The 13344-nt window shown below is 66.5% G+C and carries 11 protein-coding genes and 2 pseudogenes; 9 read left to right on the top strand and 4 right to left on the bottom strand.

The window, feature by feature from the left end; genetic code table 11:
* Nucleotides 1–89: 89 nt before the first annotated feature.
* From IPK20_17375 to IPK20_17355, 5 genes are all read left to right on the top strand, one after another.
* Complete coding sequence (locus tag IPK20_17375; GenBank protein ID MBK8018308.1) at nt 90–863, top strand: 1-acyl-sn-glycerol-3-phosphate acyltransferase; 774 nt, start codon at nt 90–92, stop codon at nt 861–863.
* 14 nt (nt 864–877) lie between these two features.
* A complete protein-coding gene (locus IPK20_17370; GenBank protein ID MBK8018307.1) occupies nt 878–2035 on the top strand; it encodes a nitronate monooxygenase in 1158 nt (385 codons plus the stop codon).
* 2 nt (nt 2036–2037) lie between these two features.
* On the top strand, nt 2038–2841 hold the full coding sequence (locus IPK20_17365; protein ID MBK8018306.1) for an SDR family oxidoreductase: 804 nt from the start codon (nt 2038–2040) through the stop codon (nt 2839–2841).
* A 310-nt stretch (nt 2842–3151) separates the two neighbouring features.
* Nucleotides 3152–3973 (top strand): PEP-CTERM sorting domain-containing protein, encoded by an 822-nt coding sequence (locus IPK20_17360; GenBank protein ID MBK8018305.1) that lies wholly within the window; start codon nt 3152–3154, stop codon nt 3971–3973.
* A gap of 398 nt (nt 3974–4371) precedes the next feature.
* Nucleotides 4372–5043 (top strand): Tim44 domain-containing protein, encoded by a 672-nt coding sequence (locus IPK20_17355; GenBank protein MBK8018304.1) that lies wholly within the window; start codon nt 4372–4374, stop codon nt 5041–5043.
* A 132-nt stretch (nt 5044–5175) separates the two neighbouring features.
* Here IPK20_17355 and IPK20_17350 read toward each other — a convergent pair whose 3' ends face one another.
* Together IPK20_17350 and IPK20_17345 are read right to left on the bottom strand one after the other, a co-directional pair.
* Nucleotides 5176–5727: a hypothetical protein gene (locus IPK20_17350; GenBank protein ID MBK8018303.1), complete on the bottom strand. Its 552-nt coding sequence runs from the start codon at nt 5725–5727 to the stop codon at nt 5176–5178.
* A 164-nt stretch (nt 5728–5891) separates the two neighbouring features.
* Nucleotides 5892–6422 (bottom strand): PEP-CTERM sorting domain-containing protein, encoded by a 531-nt coding sequence (locus IPK20_17345; GenBank protein ID MBK8018302.1) that lies wholly within the window; start codon nt 6420–6422, stop codon nt 5892–5894.
* A 1710-nt stretch (nt 6423–8132) separates the two neighbouring features.
* Here IPK20_17345 and IPK20_17340 point away from each other — a divergent pair.
* A pseudogene (locus IPK20_17340) lies at nt 8133–8219 on the top strand (PEP-CTERM sorting domain-containing protein).
* Between the two features lie 1075 nt (nt 8220–9294).
* Here IPK20_17340 and IPK20_17335 read toward each other — a convergent pair.
* A pseudogene (locus IPK20_17335) lies at nt 9295–10864 on the bottom strand (HAMP domain-containing protein).
* The gene (locus IPK20_17330; GenBank protein MBK8018301.1) at nt 10864–11625 is read right to left on the bottom strand and encodes a response regulator; all 762 of its coding nucleotides are present in this window, start codon (nt 11623–11625) and stop codon (nt 10864–10866) included. Before IPK20_17330 ends, IPK20_17335 begins: the two are co-directional and overlap by 1 nt.
* 192 nt (nt 11626–11817) lie before the next feature.
* On the opposite strand from IPK20_17330, the gene IPK20_17325 reads away from it, so the two are divergent.
* From IPK20_17325 to IPK20_17315, 3 genes are all read left to right on the top strand, one after another.
* The gene (locus tag IPK20_17325; GenBank protein MBK8018300.1) at nt 11818–12417 is read left to right on the top strand and encodes a Spy/CpxP family protein refolding chaperone; all 600 of its coding nucleotides are present in this window, start codon (nt 11818–11820) and stop codon (nt 12415–12417) included.
* A 174-nt stretch (nt 12418–12591) separates the two neighbouring features.
* Nucleotides 12592–12825, top strand: a complete 234-nt coding sequence (locus IPK20_17320; GenBank protein ID MBK8018299.1) for an SHOCT domain-containing protein — start codon at nt 12592–12594, stop codon at nt 12823–12825.
* 90 nt (nt 12826–12915) lie between these two features.
* Entirely contained in the window at nt 12916–13245 is a 330-nt protein-coding gene (locus tag IPK20_17315; protein ID MBK8018298.1) for a hypothetical protein, read from the top strand.
* The last annotated feature ends 99 nt before the right edge of the window (nt 13246–13344 follow it).

Raw genomic sequence — 13344 nt, 5'->3', positions numbered from 1 at the left:
AGTGTTGGATGCCACAGGAGGCGCCCGTGCAGGAATCCCCGCACCCGCCGCAGACAGGACGCGCCGCCCCATCGCGCGCTTCGCTGTCCATGTTCGAATCCGCCTGGATCTGGCTTGCCGTGGCCGCGCTCGTTCTTGCCTGGCTCCCGCTGCTGGCCGCGATCCGCGTCTTCGACCGCGATCCGGTGCGCTACCGCACGGGTCGATGGTTCCGCCGCCTGGGCGCGACCATCACCCGCGTCAATCCGGCCTGGGATCTGCAAATCCAGGGGGCCCAGCAGATCACCGACCCGCGCCGCCCGTACGTGATCGTGAGCAATCATCAATCGATGGCCGACATCCCGCTGCTCTCGCATCTGCCGTGGGAAATGAAATGGGTGGCCAAGCTCGAGTTGTTCAAGCTGCCCGTGGTGGGGTGGATGATGCGGATGGCCGGCGACATTCCGGTGAACCGCACCAATGCGCGCAGCGGCGCGCGCGCGATGATCACGGCCGCGCACTATCTGGATCAGCACTGCTCGGTCATGTTCTTCCCCGAAGGCACACGCAGCCGTGACGGCCGGATCGGCGCCTTCAACGACGGCGCCTTTCATCTTGCTGCGCGACAGGGCGTCCTCATCCTGCCGATCGCGGTCGACGGATCGCACGGCTGTCTCCCCAAGAAGAGCTGGCGCTTCGGCGGCCGCTCCGAAATACGCGTCAAAGTGCTCCCCCCCATTCAGCCCGGCGCTCCGGGCAAGACAGAAGCCACGAGGCTTCGTGACGAAGCGCGCGCCTCCATCGTGCAGCAGCTGGCCCAGTGGCGCGGGGTTCCGGCGGCAGACGTGGACGCACTCGCTTCCCCACAGGAGATTCGCCCTTGAACGGCCCATTGCCCATGCCTGTTTTGACCCGACTCGTCATCAAAGGACGCACGCTGTTGCCCATCGTTCAAGGCGGCATGGGAGTCGGCGTATCCGCCCATCGCCTGGCCGGAACGGTGGCCAGCCACGGGGCCGTCGGCACCATCGCCAGCGTGGACCTGCGCCGGCTGCATCCGGACCTCATGGCCGAGACCGGGCGTTCGCGCGACGAGGACAAGATCAATTCGGCCAACCTGGTTGCGCTCGACCGCGAGGTGAAGGCGGCATTGAAGATCGCCGATGGCAGGGGACTCATCGCCGTCAACGTGATGCGCGCGGTGTCCCAGTACGCCGACTACGTGCGCCAGGCCTGCGAGAGCGGCTGCGGCGCCATCGTCATGGGCGCCGGACTTCCGCTGGATCTTCCCGACCTGACCGCCGGTCACCCGGATGTGGCCCTGATTCCCATCTTGTCCGATGTCCGGGGAGTGAACCTGCTGGTGCGCAAGTGGATGCGCAAGCAGCGCCTGCCGGACGCCATCATCATCGAGCACCCCCGCTACGCCGGCGGGCATCTGGGTGCCGCGGACGAGGCCGACGTGATGAGCGCGCGGTTCGACTTCGAAACCGTGATCCCGGGCGTGATCGCCACCTTGCGTGACCTCGGCGTCGAGCCGATTCCGATCATCGCGGCCGGAGGCGTGAACTCCCACGAGAAGGTGCGCCAGATGATCAACCTGGGCGCGTCCGCGGTCCAGCTCGGGACGGCCTTTGCGGTGACGCAGGAAGGCGATGCTCACCCCGTGTTCAAGAAGGTGCTCGCCGAGGCGATGCCCGAGGACATCGTGACGTTCATGAGCGTCGCGGGCCTGCCTGCGCGCGCCGTGCGCACGCCCTGGCTCGAGCGCTACCTGAAGCGCGAGGCCCGGATGAAGGGCAAGGCGAAGGACCGGGGGACGTGCACGCTGGCCTGGAACTGCCTGCTCTCCTGCGGGCTGCGGGACGGGCTGACGCGTGCCGGACAGTTCTGCATCGACAATCAGCTGGCCGCCGCGGTGGCCGGAGATCTCGAACATGGCCTGTTCTTCCGCGGTTCGGAGAGCCTGCCCTTCGGATCGCTGATCGCGAGCGTGGAGGACCTGCTGCGCTACCTGGTGAACGGCGAGTACGTGCACGCGCAGGCATCGGTCTGACGATGGGCCTGCTGCAAGGCAAGCGCATTCTCATCACGGGATTGATCGGCGCCCGTTCGATCGCCTACGGCATCGCACGAGCCTGCCGGGGCCAGGGAGCGGAACTCGCCTTCACCTACCAGAACGAACGCGTCCGCGAGCGCGTGGCCGATCTCGCGAAGGAATTCGACGCCGACATCGTCCTGCCATGCGACGTGGGGGAGGATGCCCAGATCGAGGCGCTGTTCGGAGCCCTGGGCGAACGATGGGACGCTTTCGACGGCCTGGTCCACTCGATCGCCTTCGCCCCGCGGGAGGCGCTCATGGGCGATTTCCTCGACGGGCTCACCCGCGAGGCCTTCCATCAGTCCCAGGACATCTCGGCGTACAGCTTTCCCGCACTGGCGCGGGGCGCACGGCCGTTCATGAGAGGACGCGATTCGGCCATGCTGACGCTTTCCTATCTCGGCGCCGAGCGAGTGGTGCCGAACTACAACGCGATGGGGCTGGCCAAAGCATCGCTGGAAGCGTCCGTGCGGTACATGGCGGCGCACCTCGGGGGTGACGCCATCCGCGTGAACGGAATTTCCGCCGGGCCCATCAAGACACTTGCCGCCGCAGGCATCGGCAACTTCGGGCGGATCTTCAAGTACGTCGAGGAGAACGCGCCGATCCGCCGCAACGTCTCGATCGACGATGTGGGCAAGGCCGCCGCCTTCCTCCTCTCGGACTTCGCCTCGGGGGTCACCGGCGAGATCCTCCACGTCGACGGCGGATTCAGCACGGTGATGGCCGGGATCCGCGGCGACAACGGCGAGAGCGAATGATGCCCGTGGCCGTCTGCAGGAGTCCGGCGATGGCAACTTCCCCGCTCGGGGTGAACAGCCCGGCCCGGTGCGCACCCGAGAAATATCAAGATTGCTCCGGACAGGCGTTGGTGAGGACAGGGCATCCGGCGTAACCTTGGAATGCGATAGCGCGCTCCTCAAGGCGCAGACGGGTGTCGCGCTCGAGAATCACGTGTGTTGCCATGGGCGGTCGCTTCGAGGGACCAGTCAGACCCCTCCGGCGGTACCGTCCAAACAGAGCTCGCGCCGGCGGAATCGCCGGCAGTTCAGCCGAACCAGGGAGATCGTCATGTACATCAAGTCTTTCGCGGCAGCCGTTGTCCTGGCATGTGCTTCGTCCGGGGCGCACGCCAACCTCCTCGTCAATCCGGGATTCGAGTCTGGCCTGACCGGCTGGCAGACGACCGGCAATGTCGAACTCCGCACCGCCGTGAGCGAGCCGGACCCGTACGAAGGCGTGAATTACATCTTCGGCCTCAATACGCCCTCGTTTTCCGTGCGGCAAGACATCGACGTCCTGACCAGCGGATTCTCGGCCGATGCCGTGGACAGCGGGACGCTCGAGGTCCTGTTCGGCGGCTGGCAGGCCGGCTATCAAACGCAGACCGACGAAGGGCAGATCACGGTATCGATGCTCGACGCGCAGTTGGCGGAACTCGGCCACCTTTCCCTGGAAAGCATCTACTCGAACAGTACCTGGGTGGAACAGTCCGGGGTCACACCTTTGCTGGAAGGCACGCGTTACCTGCGTTACTCGTTCGTGGGGACTCGGCATTCCGGTTCCAACACCGATGCCTATCTCGATGCGGCCTACCTCGAAGTTCGTGCAGTGCCCGAACCGGAGACCTATGCGCTGATGCTGGCCGGGCTCGCCTTGACCGTGGTTGCAGGCAGCGCAGAACGAAGAAGGGTTGACCGCTTCTCCGTGCCAACGGGTTGCCACGAACGAGCAGGCGGCGAGAATCGAACCTGCCTGCTCGCTCTCGTCTTCTCACCCACGGCGTCGACGTGCGAGCGTGGTGCCATTCGCCAGGATCTCGGTCGCAGAACGTCTCAAGGCACAGCCAGTGCATTGAGATCGATGAACTGGGGGACTCCTACAACGTTGTGAACCTTCGCCGCGTCACGCCGCCTGGTCGAGTAGACTCCGGTCCTCCTTCAGAAAGGATTACTCCAACGTGACCATTTCCCTGATCCGCCGTCTTGCAGTGTTCGTGTTCTCGGCCTTCGCGCTGACCGCCATGGTGGTGGTCGATGCCGAAGCCCGTCGTCTGGGCGGCGGGCGCTCCATGGGACGCCAGTCGGACAACGTGAGCCAACGTCAGGCCACCCCCACCTCAGAACGCTCCCGGCCAGAATCAGGCGTCTCGCAACGATGCCGGACCGCAGCAGGGCGGTGCCACGCAGCCGCCCCGCAATCGCTGGCTGGGCCCGATCGCCGGCCTGGCCGCCGGGCTGGGCATCGCCGCCCTCTTCTCCCACTTCGGCATGGGAGGCGCACTCGCCGAGATGATGGGCTCCCTCCTGCTCGTCGGATTGCTGGTGATGGCGGGCCTGTTCATCTGGCGGATGTTGCGGAGAAACGCGATGGCCACCGGCGCTCCTGCCCACGCCGGGGCTGCGGGTGGTTACAGGTCTTCGGGGGCGTTCGAACGAGAGCGCGCGGTAGTCGAGCCGATCCGGCCCTATGCGGCCCCCACCCCGAGTCGGGACGCGGCACCGGGGACGACCTACAGCGTGACGGGCGATCCCATACCGTCCCTCGACACATCTGCGAGAGCTCCCGCCCCGACGTGGTCGATTCCCCCAGATTTCGACGTAGCCGGGTTCGTCCGCAGCGCCAAGGTGCATTTCGTCCGGCTGCAGGCCGCATGGGATGCGGGCGACCTGAACGACATTCGCGATTTCACGACCCCCGAGATGTTCGCGGAGATCAAGATGGACTTCACAGAGCGCGGTGAGACGCCCAACCGCACCGAAGTGGAATCGCTGGAGGCGGAACTGCTCGGCATCGAACAGCAGAACGGTCACGTCGTGGCGAGCGTACGGTTCACCGGCGCGCTGAAGGAACACGCCGATCGTCCCGCCGAACCTTTTGTCGAAGTCTGGAACCTCGTGAAGCCTCGATCGGGTCGCGATGGCTGGCTGCTGGCGGGCATTCAGCAGGTCGCAACGAACTGATGTGTCTTCTGACGGCCGGCAGCGTGTGCTGCCGGCCGTTTGCTTTTTTGGGCGCCATGACTGCGGACCCGATAGGGTGATCGGCCGTGGGACCTTCCGGCGGGCGCGCGTTCTGATTCCGTTTGCCTTGAACTAGGAGCGCCAGTCCTCGCCATTGGCGTGCGCCGCGAAAGCCTTCGCGCGACGCAGGATCGCGACGGCGTCGTGGCGCAGGGACGTGAGGCGGATCAGCCAGTGCCCGCCATACGAACGTTTGTCCAGCCACGAAAGTGGCGAGCGCAACCGCCCGAGATGCTCGCGTGCCAGATCCTGGCTTCGCAGCGTGACCACGAGGTTCGTACCGCCGCGCGGGATCGTCTTCACCGTGAAGTGAGCGATGTCCTCCCACGGGACCGTGGCGCCGCCCATTCGTGTGTCGGTAATTCCCTGCTGATCGATGATGAGCGACGCCGGCCGCGATCGCAGCACGAGATAGCAGTACCCCAGCCACAGCAGGATCACCACCGCCGGCGGCCCGAAGAGCCAGAGGTAGGTCGCCCCCCGGAACATCCCGATGAGCAACACCCAGTAGTAGCACACATGCCCCGCCACGACCGCGAAGATGGCGCAGACGAACAGGGCCCAGAGGCGAGACGGATAGACGAACAAGGGCTGCGGCGCAGGCGAGCGTGATGAGACTTGCATGGGTGGAGAGCGACGAACGAGACGGTGAAGGATGCTACGCCGCTACGCCCGTGTCGATGTCCCGGCCGTCGAATCAGCGCTCGTGCGCGCCTCACGGGAGTGGCTCGCCGCTGGATCCCGGTCGAGGAACGGCCGGGCGTGCAGCGTGACGAACGCCCGCGAGCTCAGGCCGCCGTTCGACGGCGTAGTGCCGCTCCGAGAACGCCCAGGCCGGCGAACATCAGCCCGACCGTTTCAGGTTCCGGCACGGCCGTCGTGAACTCGCCCGTGGTCAGCAGCGTGAATCCCTGCGAGGCGCCTGCCGCGTTGTCTGCCGTGAGGTCCACTCGATTGCCGAGATAGAACTGGAACTGATAGGTGCGCCCGGCCTGGAGCGTGTTGGCGGGCATCGTCAGCGTCGTCACGGACGGGGCTGCCAGACCGCCACTCGAGAATCGGGTCTCGCCGGTGAGCACGTCGTCCACGAAGAACGTGATCGTCTGCTCTGTCCCTGGCGCCGGCGTTCCGATGGGGCTGATGTGGAAATCGAAGGCGTTGCCTGCTTCCATCCCCTGCAAGTCGGAAAACGTCGAACCAGTCAGATAGGGGAAGGCATCGGGGTAAGGACCGACCGCCGCGTTCAAGGTGACCGACTCCGATTGCCCGAGGCCGCTCAGTGTGTACACGTGTGCCCCGGCCGGAAAACGCTGATCCATCTGTTCCTGTGTCGCGAACAGTTCGGAGTGGTAGTCAAAGCCGAATCCCACGTCGTTGAGCGGCAGGACAATGGTCTCGCCGCCGGGAATGCTCCAGGACGCCGTCTCGAACCCGTGGCCGGGGACGACCGCCAGATTGGACATGAACCGATAGCCCGTCAGCGTGAGCTGGTTGCCATCCCCGGTCTGGACGGCATGACCGGTCCGGACCTGCTGAACGAATGCGGCTGCCGGGGGCGTCTGCGCGTGAACGGTGGATGAAAAGCCGAGGACGGTCACGACGCAGGCGGTACGGGCGGCGTCGGTGAATCGAGAAATGCGAGGCATGAAGGTCTCCAGGGGGCAGCACCGGGCTGCGGGGTTCGTCGCCCTTCTCCGAGAGCTGACCGGAATGTACCTTGAATATCGTGCGCGGCACCACTGCGTTCATCGTCACGACTGCCGCGGTCTGCACGCTGGGCGTAGCTGCGGGCAACGCAATCGACATCGCATTCGTCTACAACGGACTTTTCATCGACGGAGACTCCTGGACGACACGATCGCGGGCCGTGGTCGATTCCGGCTTCGATGCACCAACCCATCCCCGCAGGCTTCGGCTTGCCCCCTTCCGCCGGGACTTGGCGCGCCAAGGCTCGCGCGGCTCTGACCAGCGGTGCCCTGCGGGTCCATGCATACGACGGACAGCGGGGCGGCGGAAGCGCCTCCCACCGCCTGGCACGGGCGACGCACCCACGCGCAAGCAGTGCCACCGCGGCCCAGGCGTCGAGTCCACGTTCGCGTGAATGGCATGGTCGCCCGCTGTGGATCGGACTGCCGGTCGTGTCCGGTCGAACGGGCGTCGACCAAATTGACAGACTACGCCTCAGGGATTTGGATCGACGGCCGATCTGAGATCGTCTTCTCCGTGGCGCCGAGAGATCCGCATGCATCTTGCTGTGGAACGCCCGCAGTGTCTGCCCGCGGACCACGATCCCATCATCGCGATCATCGACGCCGGTGACACCTCTTGGCGGCCCCGCCCATCGCCGGGCCGCCCGAACGACACATAACTCGAGACCACCCCATGTCGCGAGGATTCCATCGCACCCTCATCGCCGCCCTGCTGTCCGGCCTGTCCTTCACCGCTCACGCAGCGTTCACGATCACGACCTCCCCGAGCAATCAGTGGGGTGCCGACGACTCGGTGCTCGGTGTCGACGGTTACACGATCGAAGACTTCGAGGACACCCCACTGATCGCGGGCCTGCAGATCGGCTGTGTCAGGCGGCACGTCGACGGCGGCACCCTCGGGGACCCTGCCCACGACGTTCGACCCGCGACCCGCCGCCTTCGGCGGGACGATGCATTCGGCAACGCGTTCTGCAGCTATCCCTGCGGCTCGCCCGCATGCTCTTCACTGTGGGACGGCTCGCATGTCCTGGTGAGCAGCTTCGGCAACCAGACGCCTTCCGCCACGGCGACGACCCCAAGTGGAAAGACATCGATCTCGTCTTCACGACCCCCGTGCGTTCCGTGGGGTTCAGTCTCCAGCAGAACGAATACAACGTCGTCTTCAGCATCAACGGTGGCGCGGCCAGCCTCGGCGTGGGTAGCGCTGCAGGCGGGCGGTTCGGCTACGTGAGGATCGACGCGACGGACGGCGACGTGATCACCGGGATCAAGATGGACAACGTCGCGGGTGACGGCTGGGCGATCGATCACCTCGCGGTCGCCGCCGTGCCGGAACCCGAAACCTATGCGTTGATGCTGGCCGGCATGGGACTGGTCGCCTGGGGCGCGCGGCGCGCACGGCGCTGACCACTCACCTCACGAATCCGTAAACGAACGCGGCCGAGTCATCGGCCGCGTTGCATTTCAGACCCGGCGATTGCCGCGGCACCCCGGTCGCCAGGATCGGCCGGCCCTGCGGATTCCAACCTGCCGCCTCATCAGTCTCATCGTCCGAGTCGGCCCGGAACACCACTCGCTGGGTTGCGGGTGGCGAACCTCTGGATGAGCGCTCATTGGCGACACGACACGTCTTACGAAGCCGCTTTCGGAAGACAACGTCACGGCGGTTAGCGTGCCCTACGGGCCTTCGCCGTCGCCTCGACGCAGCTGCCCCATACTCCGTCTGGCCTACCGTCAATTTCCTCCGAATCTCCGGGGCCGACCCCAGTCTGCGCAAAGGCCGCACACTCATTTCAAACCAGGGCGATCGGGCTGCCTCGCACTTGCTTGATGATTCGCCTCACATCAAACACGAGAGCGTCTCATCACCCGCAATCTTTGCGACTCCCGTTGCCCCCTACTCCCACTCAATCATCAACTAGCCTTGTAAGCAGTTGATTTGCAAAGTGCCAGCCTCTTAGTCGCAGATTTTTACCGTCATTTTTACCGTCAACCTGTCAGGCACCAGCATTGGCGCGGGTTTCCGGGCGGTTTCGCGAAAACTCACCTTTCGAGATCTATCGAGGTCTATCGACTCCCACGACGATCGTGGAGAGCATCACCGGCACCATCGACGCGCGTCCTTGGCGGTCAAGGCAGCGCCACAATAGGGCCGGCACCGAACATCCTAAGCTATTGTAGCGATGCACTTTTTGGCCGCTTTTTTTACCGTCAAGATACGGCAGGAGCGATGCCGGTCGCTCAGCGAGCCAGATTGATCGATATCCACGCCACCCTCTGCGGTCGATCACCTACCGCGCGTGTGCGCGGCAGACTCGACGGTGCAAAAGAGACGCAAAGCCACTTGCAACTGTCGCGGACTATGCAGTAACGGCCTCGCACGGTGATGCCTTGCGAGCAATGTCATCCCAGGTAACCAACGTCTACAAGTCGTAGTCGGCTGCAGGGCGAGCCATGACGCGGCATCGCAAGCTGTCGACCATCAATCGAGGCATGGTGGTCGAATCGCAATCGGGCCTAGGGGTATGGGTTGTTTCAAAGCGACCGCGCGCGTTCGCGGCAGTGTCAGGACCGCCTCCAGACCGCCCTCGGATCGATTCTTCAGCGAGATCTCCCCCCCGTGCACGCGGGCGATGTCGCGCGATCGTGAGCCCGAGGCCCGTGCCGCCGGTCGTGCGACTGCGCGAGGGCTCCAGGCGCAGAAAGGGTTCGAAGACGCGCTCGAGATCGTCCTGAGGAATGCCCGGACCCGAATCGAGCACTCGCAGGATCAGCCGCTCGGCGTTGTCGTCGACACGGACGGCCGCCTCGCCGCCGTAGGACACCGCGTTGTCGACGAGGTTGGTCAGGCAGCGCCGAAGCAGCGACTCGACGCCGACGTAGGGCCCGATCGTCCGGCCTTCGATGCGCACGCTGCGCCTGGCGGCCAGCTGATCGGCTTGCAGCGCGGCGAGCATGACGTCGACGTCGACCGGCTGCGCCTGCGCTTGCGCGTGCACGCCGCGCATGAAGTCGAGAGCGTCCTGCACCATCGCCTGCATCTCGCCGAGGTCGGCCTCGAAGCGTTCGCGCAGTTCGTCGTCGTCGAGTAGTTCGGCCCGCAGCCGCATGCGCGTCAGCGGCGTTTTCAAGTCGTGCGACATCGCGGCGAGCATGCGCGTGCGGTCCTCGACGAAGCGGGTCAGCCGCGCCTGCATCGTGTTGAAGGCGCTGGCCGCCTGGCGGATCTCGAGTGGCCCGGTCTCCGCCATGGGCGACACGTTCAGGTTGCGGCCCAGCCGCTCCGCGGCCACCGCCAGCTGGTGCAGCGGGCGCGTGACCCAGCGCACGGCCACGTAGGACAAACCGAGGGCCGCGGCCAGCAGCACCGCCAGCGACAGAACCAGGCGCCAGGGCGGCGTGGCGGCGGTGGCCGATGGTGCGGCGTCGAAGCGCGCCCACCGGCCGTCGCGCAACTGCACGTGGACACGCAGCAGCCGCGTCCCCGCCGGCCAGCCGCCGTCGACCATGTGGCCCGGAGTGCCCATCATCCCCGGTCCGCCCATCATTCCCGGGCCGCCCATCATTCCCGGGCCGCCCATCATGCCGCCGCTCCGACGCACCGCCCGCTCGTCGGCAGGGACCCACGGGCCGCTGGGTGCAGCGTCCGTCTGCAGGAGGATCGAACGATCGCTGCCGAGCGACGCGCGCAGCATGGCCTCGACCATCATCGCGTGAGGGCCGCCGCTGCGGGCCTCGGCATCCGCGGCTCCGGCGTCAGGGGCGTCGTGCAGCGTCACGACCAGCGGCGGCACGCTGAGCACCGAGAGCACCCGGTCGCGCTCCTGCGGTCCGAGCGAATCGAGCAGCGACACCACGTCCGCAATACGCTGCGCCTGCTGGTGCCCGCCGGCGATCTGCAGCAAGTCCTCGCGTTCCGCGAGGCTGAGACCGGCGCTCAGAAGCTGCGCGAGCACGAGGCCCCCCGCCAGCACGAGCAGCAGGCGGCCAAACAGCGTCTGCGGCAGCCAGCGCAGCGCACCCCGCAGCGTCGTGCTCTCTCGCGTCGACATCATCGACCCCGACCGGAGGTCGGCGGCCGCGCCGGCGCGTCGCCGCCCTTGAGCACCGACACCGAGAGCACGTAGCCCTCGCCGCGGACCGTCTTGATGATCGCCGGCTCGCGCGGGTCGTCGCCCAAGCGGTGGCGCAGACGGCTCACCTGCACGTCGATGCTGCGGTCCAGCGCCTCGGCCTCGCGGCCCTGCGTCAGCTCGACGAGCTGGTCGCGGTTGAGGACGCGATTCGGGTGCTCGACGAAGATGCGCAGCAGCCGATATTCGGCGCCGCTGAGCGCTGTCACCTCGCCGTCGGCCGCGATCAGTCGGCGCTGCTGGGTGTCCAGCGTCCAGCCGCCGAACCGGATGCGCGCGTCGTCGTCCGGACGCAGATTCGGCGGCAGGCTGCGCGTGCGTCGCAGCACCGACTTGATCCGGGCCAGCAGTTCGCGGGCGCTGAAGGGCTTGGCCAGGTAATCGTCGGCACCCATCTCCAGGCCGACGACACGATCGGTCTCCTCACCGCGCGCCGTCAGCATGACGACCGGGATGTCCGAGCGGGCGCGCAGGTCGCGGCACAGCGTCAGCCCGTCGTCGCCCGGCAGCATCAGGTCGAGGACGATCAGGTCGAACACCGCCGCAGCCAGTGCCTGCCACATCGCGCGGCCGTCGCCGACCGCGGTCGCCCGCAGCCCGTTCTTCTCCAGGTAGCGCGCGAGCAGGGTGCGGATCTCGGCGTCGTCGTCGACGATCAGGATGTGGTCGGTGCGATCCATGGGGCGGATTAGAGCGCGCGCTTCGTGCGCCAACGTATCACAGCATGTCAAGCGAGCGCCTTGACATCGGCGGTGACAAAAACGGCCCGCGGCGACATCACGCCCTTACATGGAGCGAGTTCAATGGCCTCACTGCAGAAGAGACGGCGCACAGGGCGCTCCCGGAGCTGCAGAACCGACAAAGGAAGCATCATGAAACGCAGCACCAAGATTCTCGCGGCCGCCGCCATTGCGGTCACTTCACTGGGCACGGCAGGTCTGAGCATCGCCCACCCGGGCGGCATGGGCTGGGGACCGGGCTATGGCGCCATGGGCGGTGCTCCCGGCTACGGTGGCATGGGCCACGGCCCCGGCGCAGGCATGTGGGGCGGAATGGGCGGCGGGATGAGCGCCTCGGAAGCGTCGGCCGTCGTGGGCAGCCGGCTCGCCGCCGTCAAGTCTGAGCTCAAGATCACGTCCGACCAGGAGGCGGCGTGGGGCGCCTTCGAGAAGCAGACGCAGCAGCAAGTCGAGTCGATGCAGGCCCTGCGCCAGCAGATGCAGGAGAGGATGCACGGGACGACGCCTGGCACACCGGCGGAGTTTGCCGCCCTGCGTGACGGGATGTTCAAGCTGCGCCAAGCCAACGCCGAGGCGCATGCCAAGGTCGTCAAGGACCTGTACGCCGCGCTGACGCCCGAGCAGCGTGCCGTCGCGGACCGTGCGTTGTATGGGCCCGCGTTCGGGGGCGGCTACGGCCGTGGCCACGGCCCCGGCTACGGTGCGGGCTTCGGACCGGGTTGCGGCTTCTGAGATGGCAAGACGCGTCGGCCTTCTTCCCGGTCGCGGCTCGGGAAGGCCGGCGCCACTGCGGGTGTGCCCGCGAGCGCGCCCGTTTGAAGGACACGTCGTCCGCAGTCCTTAACGCAGGCGTCATCGTCGCGTGGCAAGGATGCACGGCAAAGCTGGCAAGACTGGAGATCGACCATGTGGGGAAACATGATGGGCTGGGGCGGCGGCGCCATGTTCGGGATCGGCCACCTGCTGTGGTGGGGCGTGCTTATCCTGGCCATCGTCGTGTCGGTGCGCTGGCTGGTGCGCAGCGAGGGTGCAGGCGAGGTCGGAGACACGGACCGGGCGCTCTCGATTCTGAAGGAACGCTATGCGCGCGGCGAGATCGACAAGGCCGAGTTCGATGCCTTCCGGCGCGATCTCGGCTGAAACGCGTAGGGCCGTCGCGCGGCCACCGGCCGGGCGCGGCCAGAGGCATGGCAGGCGCATCGTCGCAACGACATCAGGCTTGATCACATCATGACTTTGATAGGCAGAAGCCGCTTCGCATGGCCCGTGCTCCCTATCGGCGCAGCGCTCGTCCTCAGCGCCTGTCGAGGTGGCGGTTCGTCGTCGAGCGACACGCCGACAGCGGCGAGCACGGACAGCGGCGCGGCAGTCAAGGGGCCGGTGAGCGACGCAACCGTCAGCGCCTACGGCGTGAACGCCGATGGCACGATGGGGGCAATGCTGGCGTCGGCAGTCACCGATGCGCAAGGCGGATTCGTGCTGTCGGTCCCCGGCTACACCGGGCCGTTGCTGCTGACGATGAGCGGCGGCAGGTACAGCGACGAAGCGAACGCCGCATAGACGAACATGGACGGCGACGTGATGACGGCGGCGATCCCTGCATAGGCTGCGGGCACGGTGGTCGACAACCTCCAAATCACTCCGTCGACCTCAATGGCC

The organism is Betaproteobacteria bacterium, from assembly GCA_016713305.1.
Classification (GTDB): domain Bacteria; phylum Pseudomonadota; class Gammaproteobacteria; order Burkholderiales.
This window is presented reverse-complemented; position numbering and strand designations above follow the sequence as displayed.

Excerpts from the sequence above, each read along its gene's own strand:
- IPK20_17355 (MBK8018304.1), top strand. The coding sequence starts at position 4,372 with ATGATGGGCTCCCTCCTGCTCGTCGGATTGCTGGTGATGGCGGGCCTG.
- IPK20_17330 (MBK8018301.1), bottom strand. The coding sequence starts at position 11,625 with ATGGATCGCACCGACCACATCCTGATCGTCGACGACGACGCCGAGATC.
- IPK20_17325 (MBK8018300.1), top strand. The coding sequence starts at position 11,818 with ATGAAACGCAGCACCAAGATTCTCGCGGCCGCCGCCATTGCGGTCACT.
- IPK20_17320 (MBK8018299.1), top strand. The coding sequence starts at position 12,592 with ATGTGGGGAAACATGATGGGCTGGGGCGGCGGCGCCATGTTCGGGATC.
- IPK20_17375 (MBK8018308.1), top strand. The coding sequence starts at position 90 with ATGTTCGAATCCGCCTGGATCTGGCTTGCCGTGGCCGCGCTCGTTCTT.
- IPK20_17315 (MBK8018298.1), top strand. The coding sequence starts at position 12,916 with ATGACTTTGATAGGCAGAAGCCGCTTCGCATGGCCCGTGCTCCCTATC.
- IPK20_17345 (MBK8018302.1), bottom strand. The coding sequence starts at position 6,422 with ATGGATCAGCGTTTTCCGGCCGGGGCACACGTGTACACACTGAGCGGC.
- IPK20_17365 (MBK8018306.1), top strand. The coding sequence starts at position 2,038 with ATGGGCCTGCTGCAAGGCAAGCGCATTCTCATCACGGGATTGATCGGC.
- IPK20_17360 (MBK8018305.1), top strand. The coding sequence starts at position 3,152 with ATGTACATCAAGTCTTTCGCGGCAGCCGTTGTCCTGGCATGTGCTTCG.
- IPK20_17350 (MBK8018303.1), bottom strand. The coding sequence starts at position 5,727 with ATGCAAGTCTCATCACGCTCGCCTGCGCCGCAGCCCTTGTTCGTCTAT.
- IPK20_17370 (MBK8018307.1), top strand. The coding sequence starts at position 878 with ATGCCTGTTTTGACCCGACTCGTCATCAAAGGACGCACGCTGTTGCCC.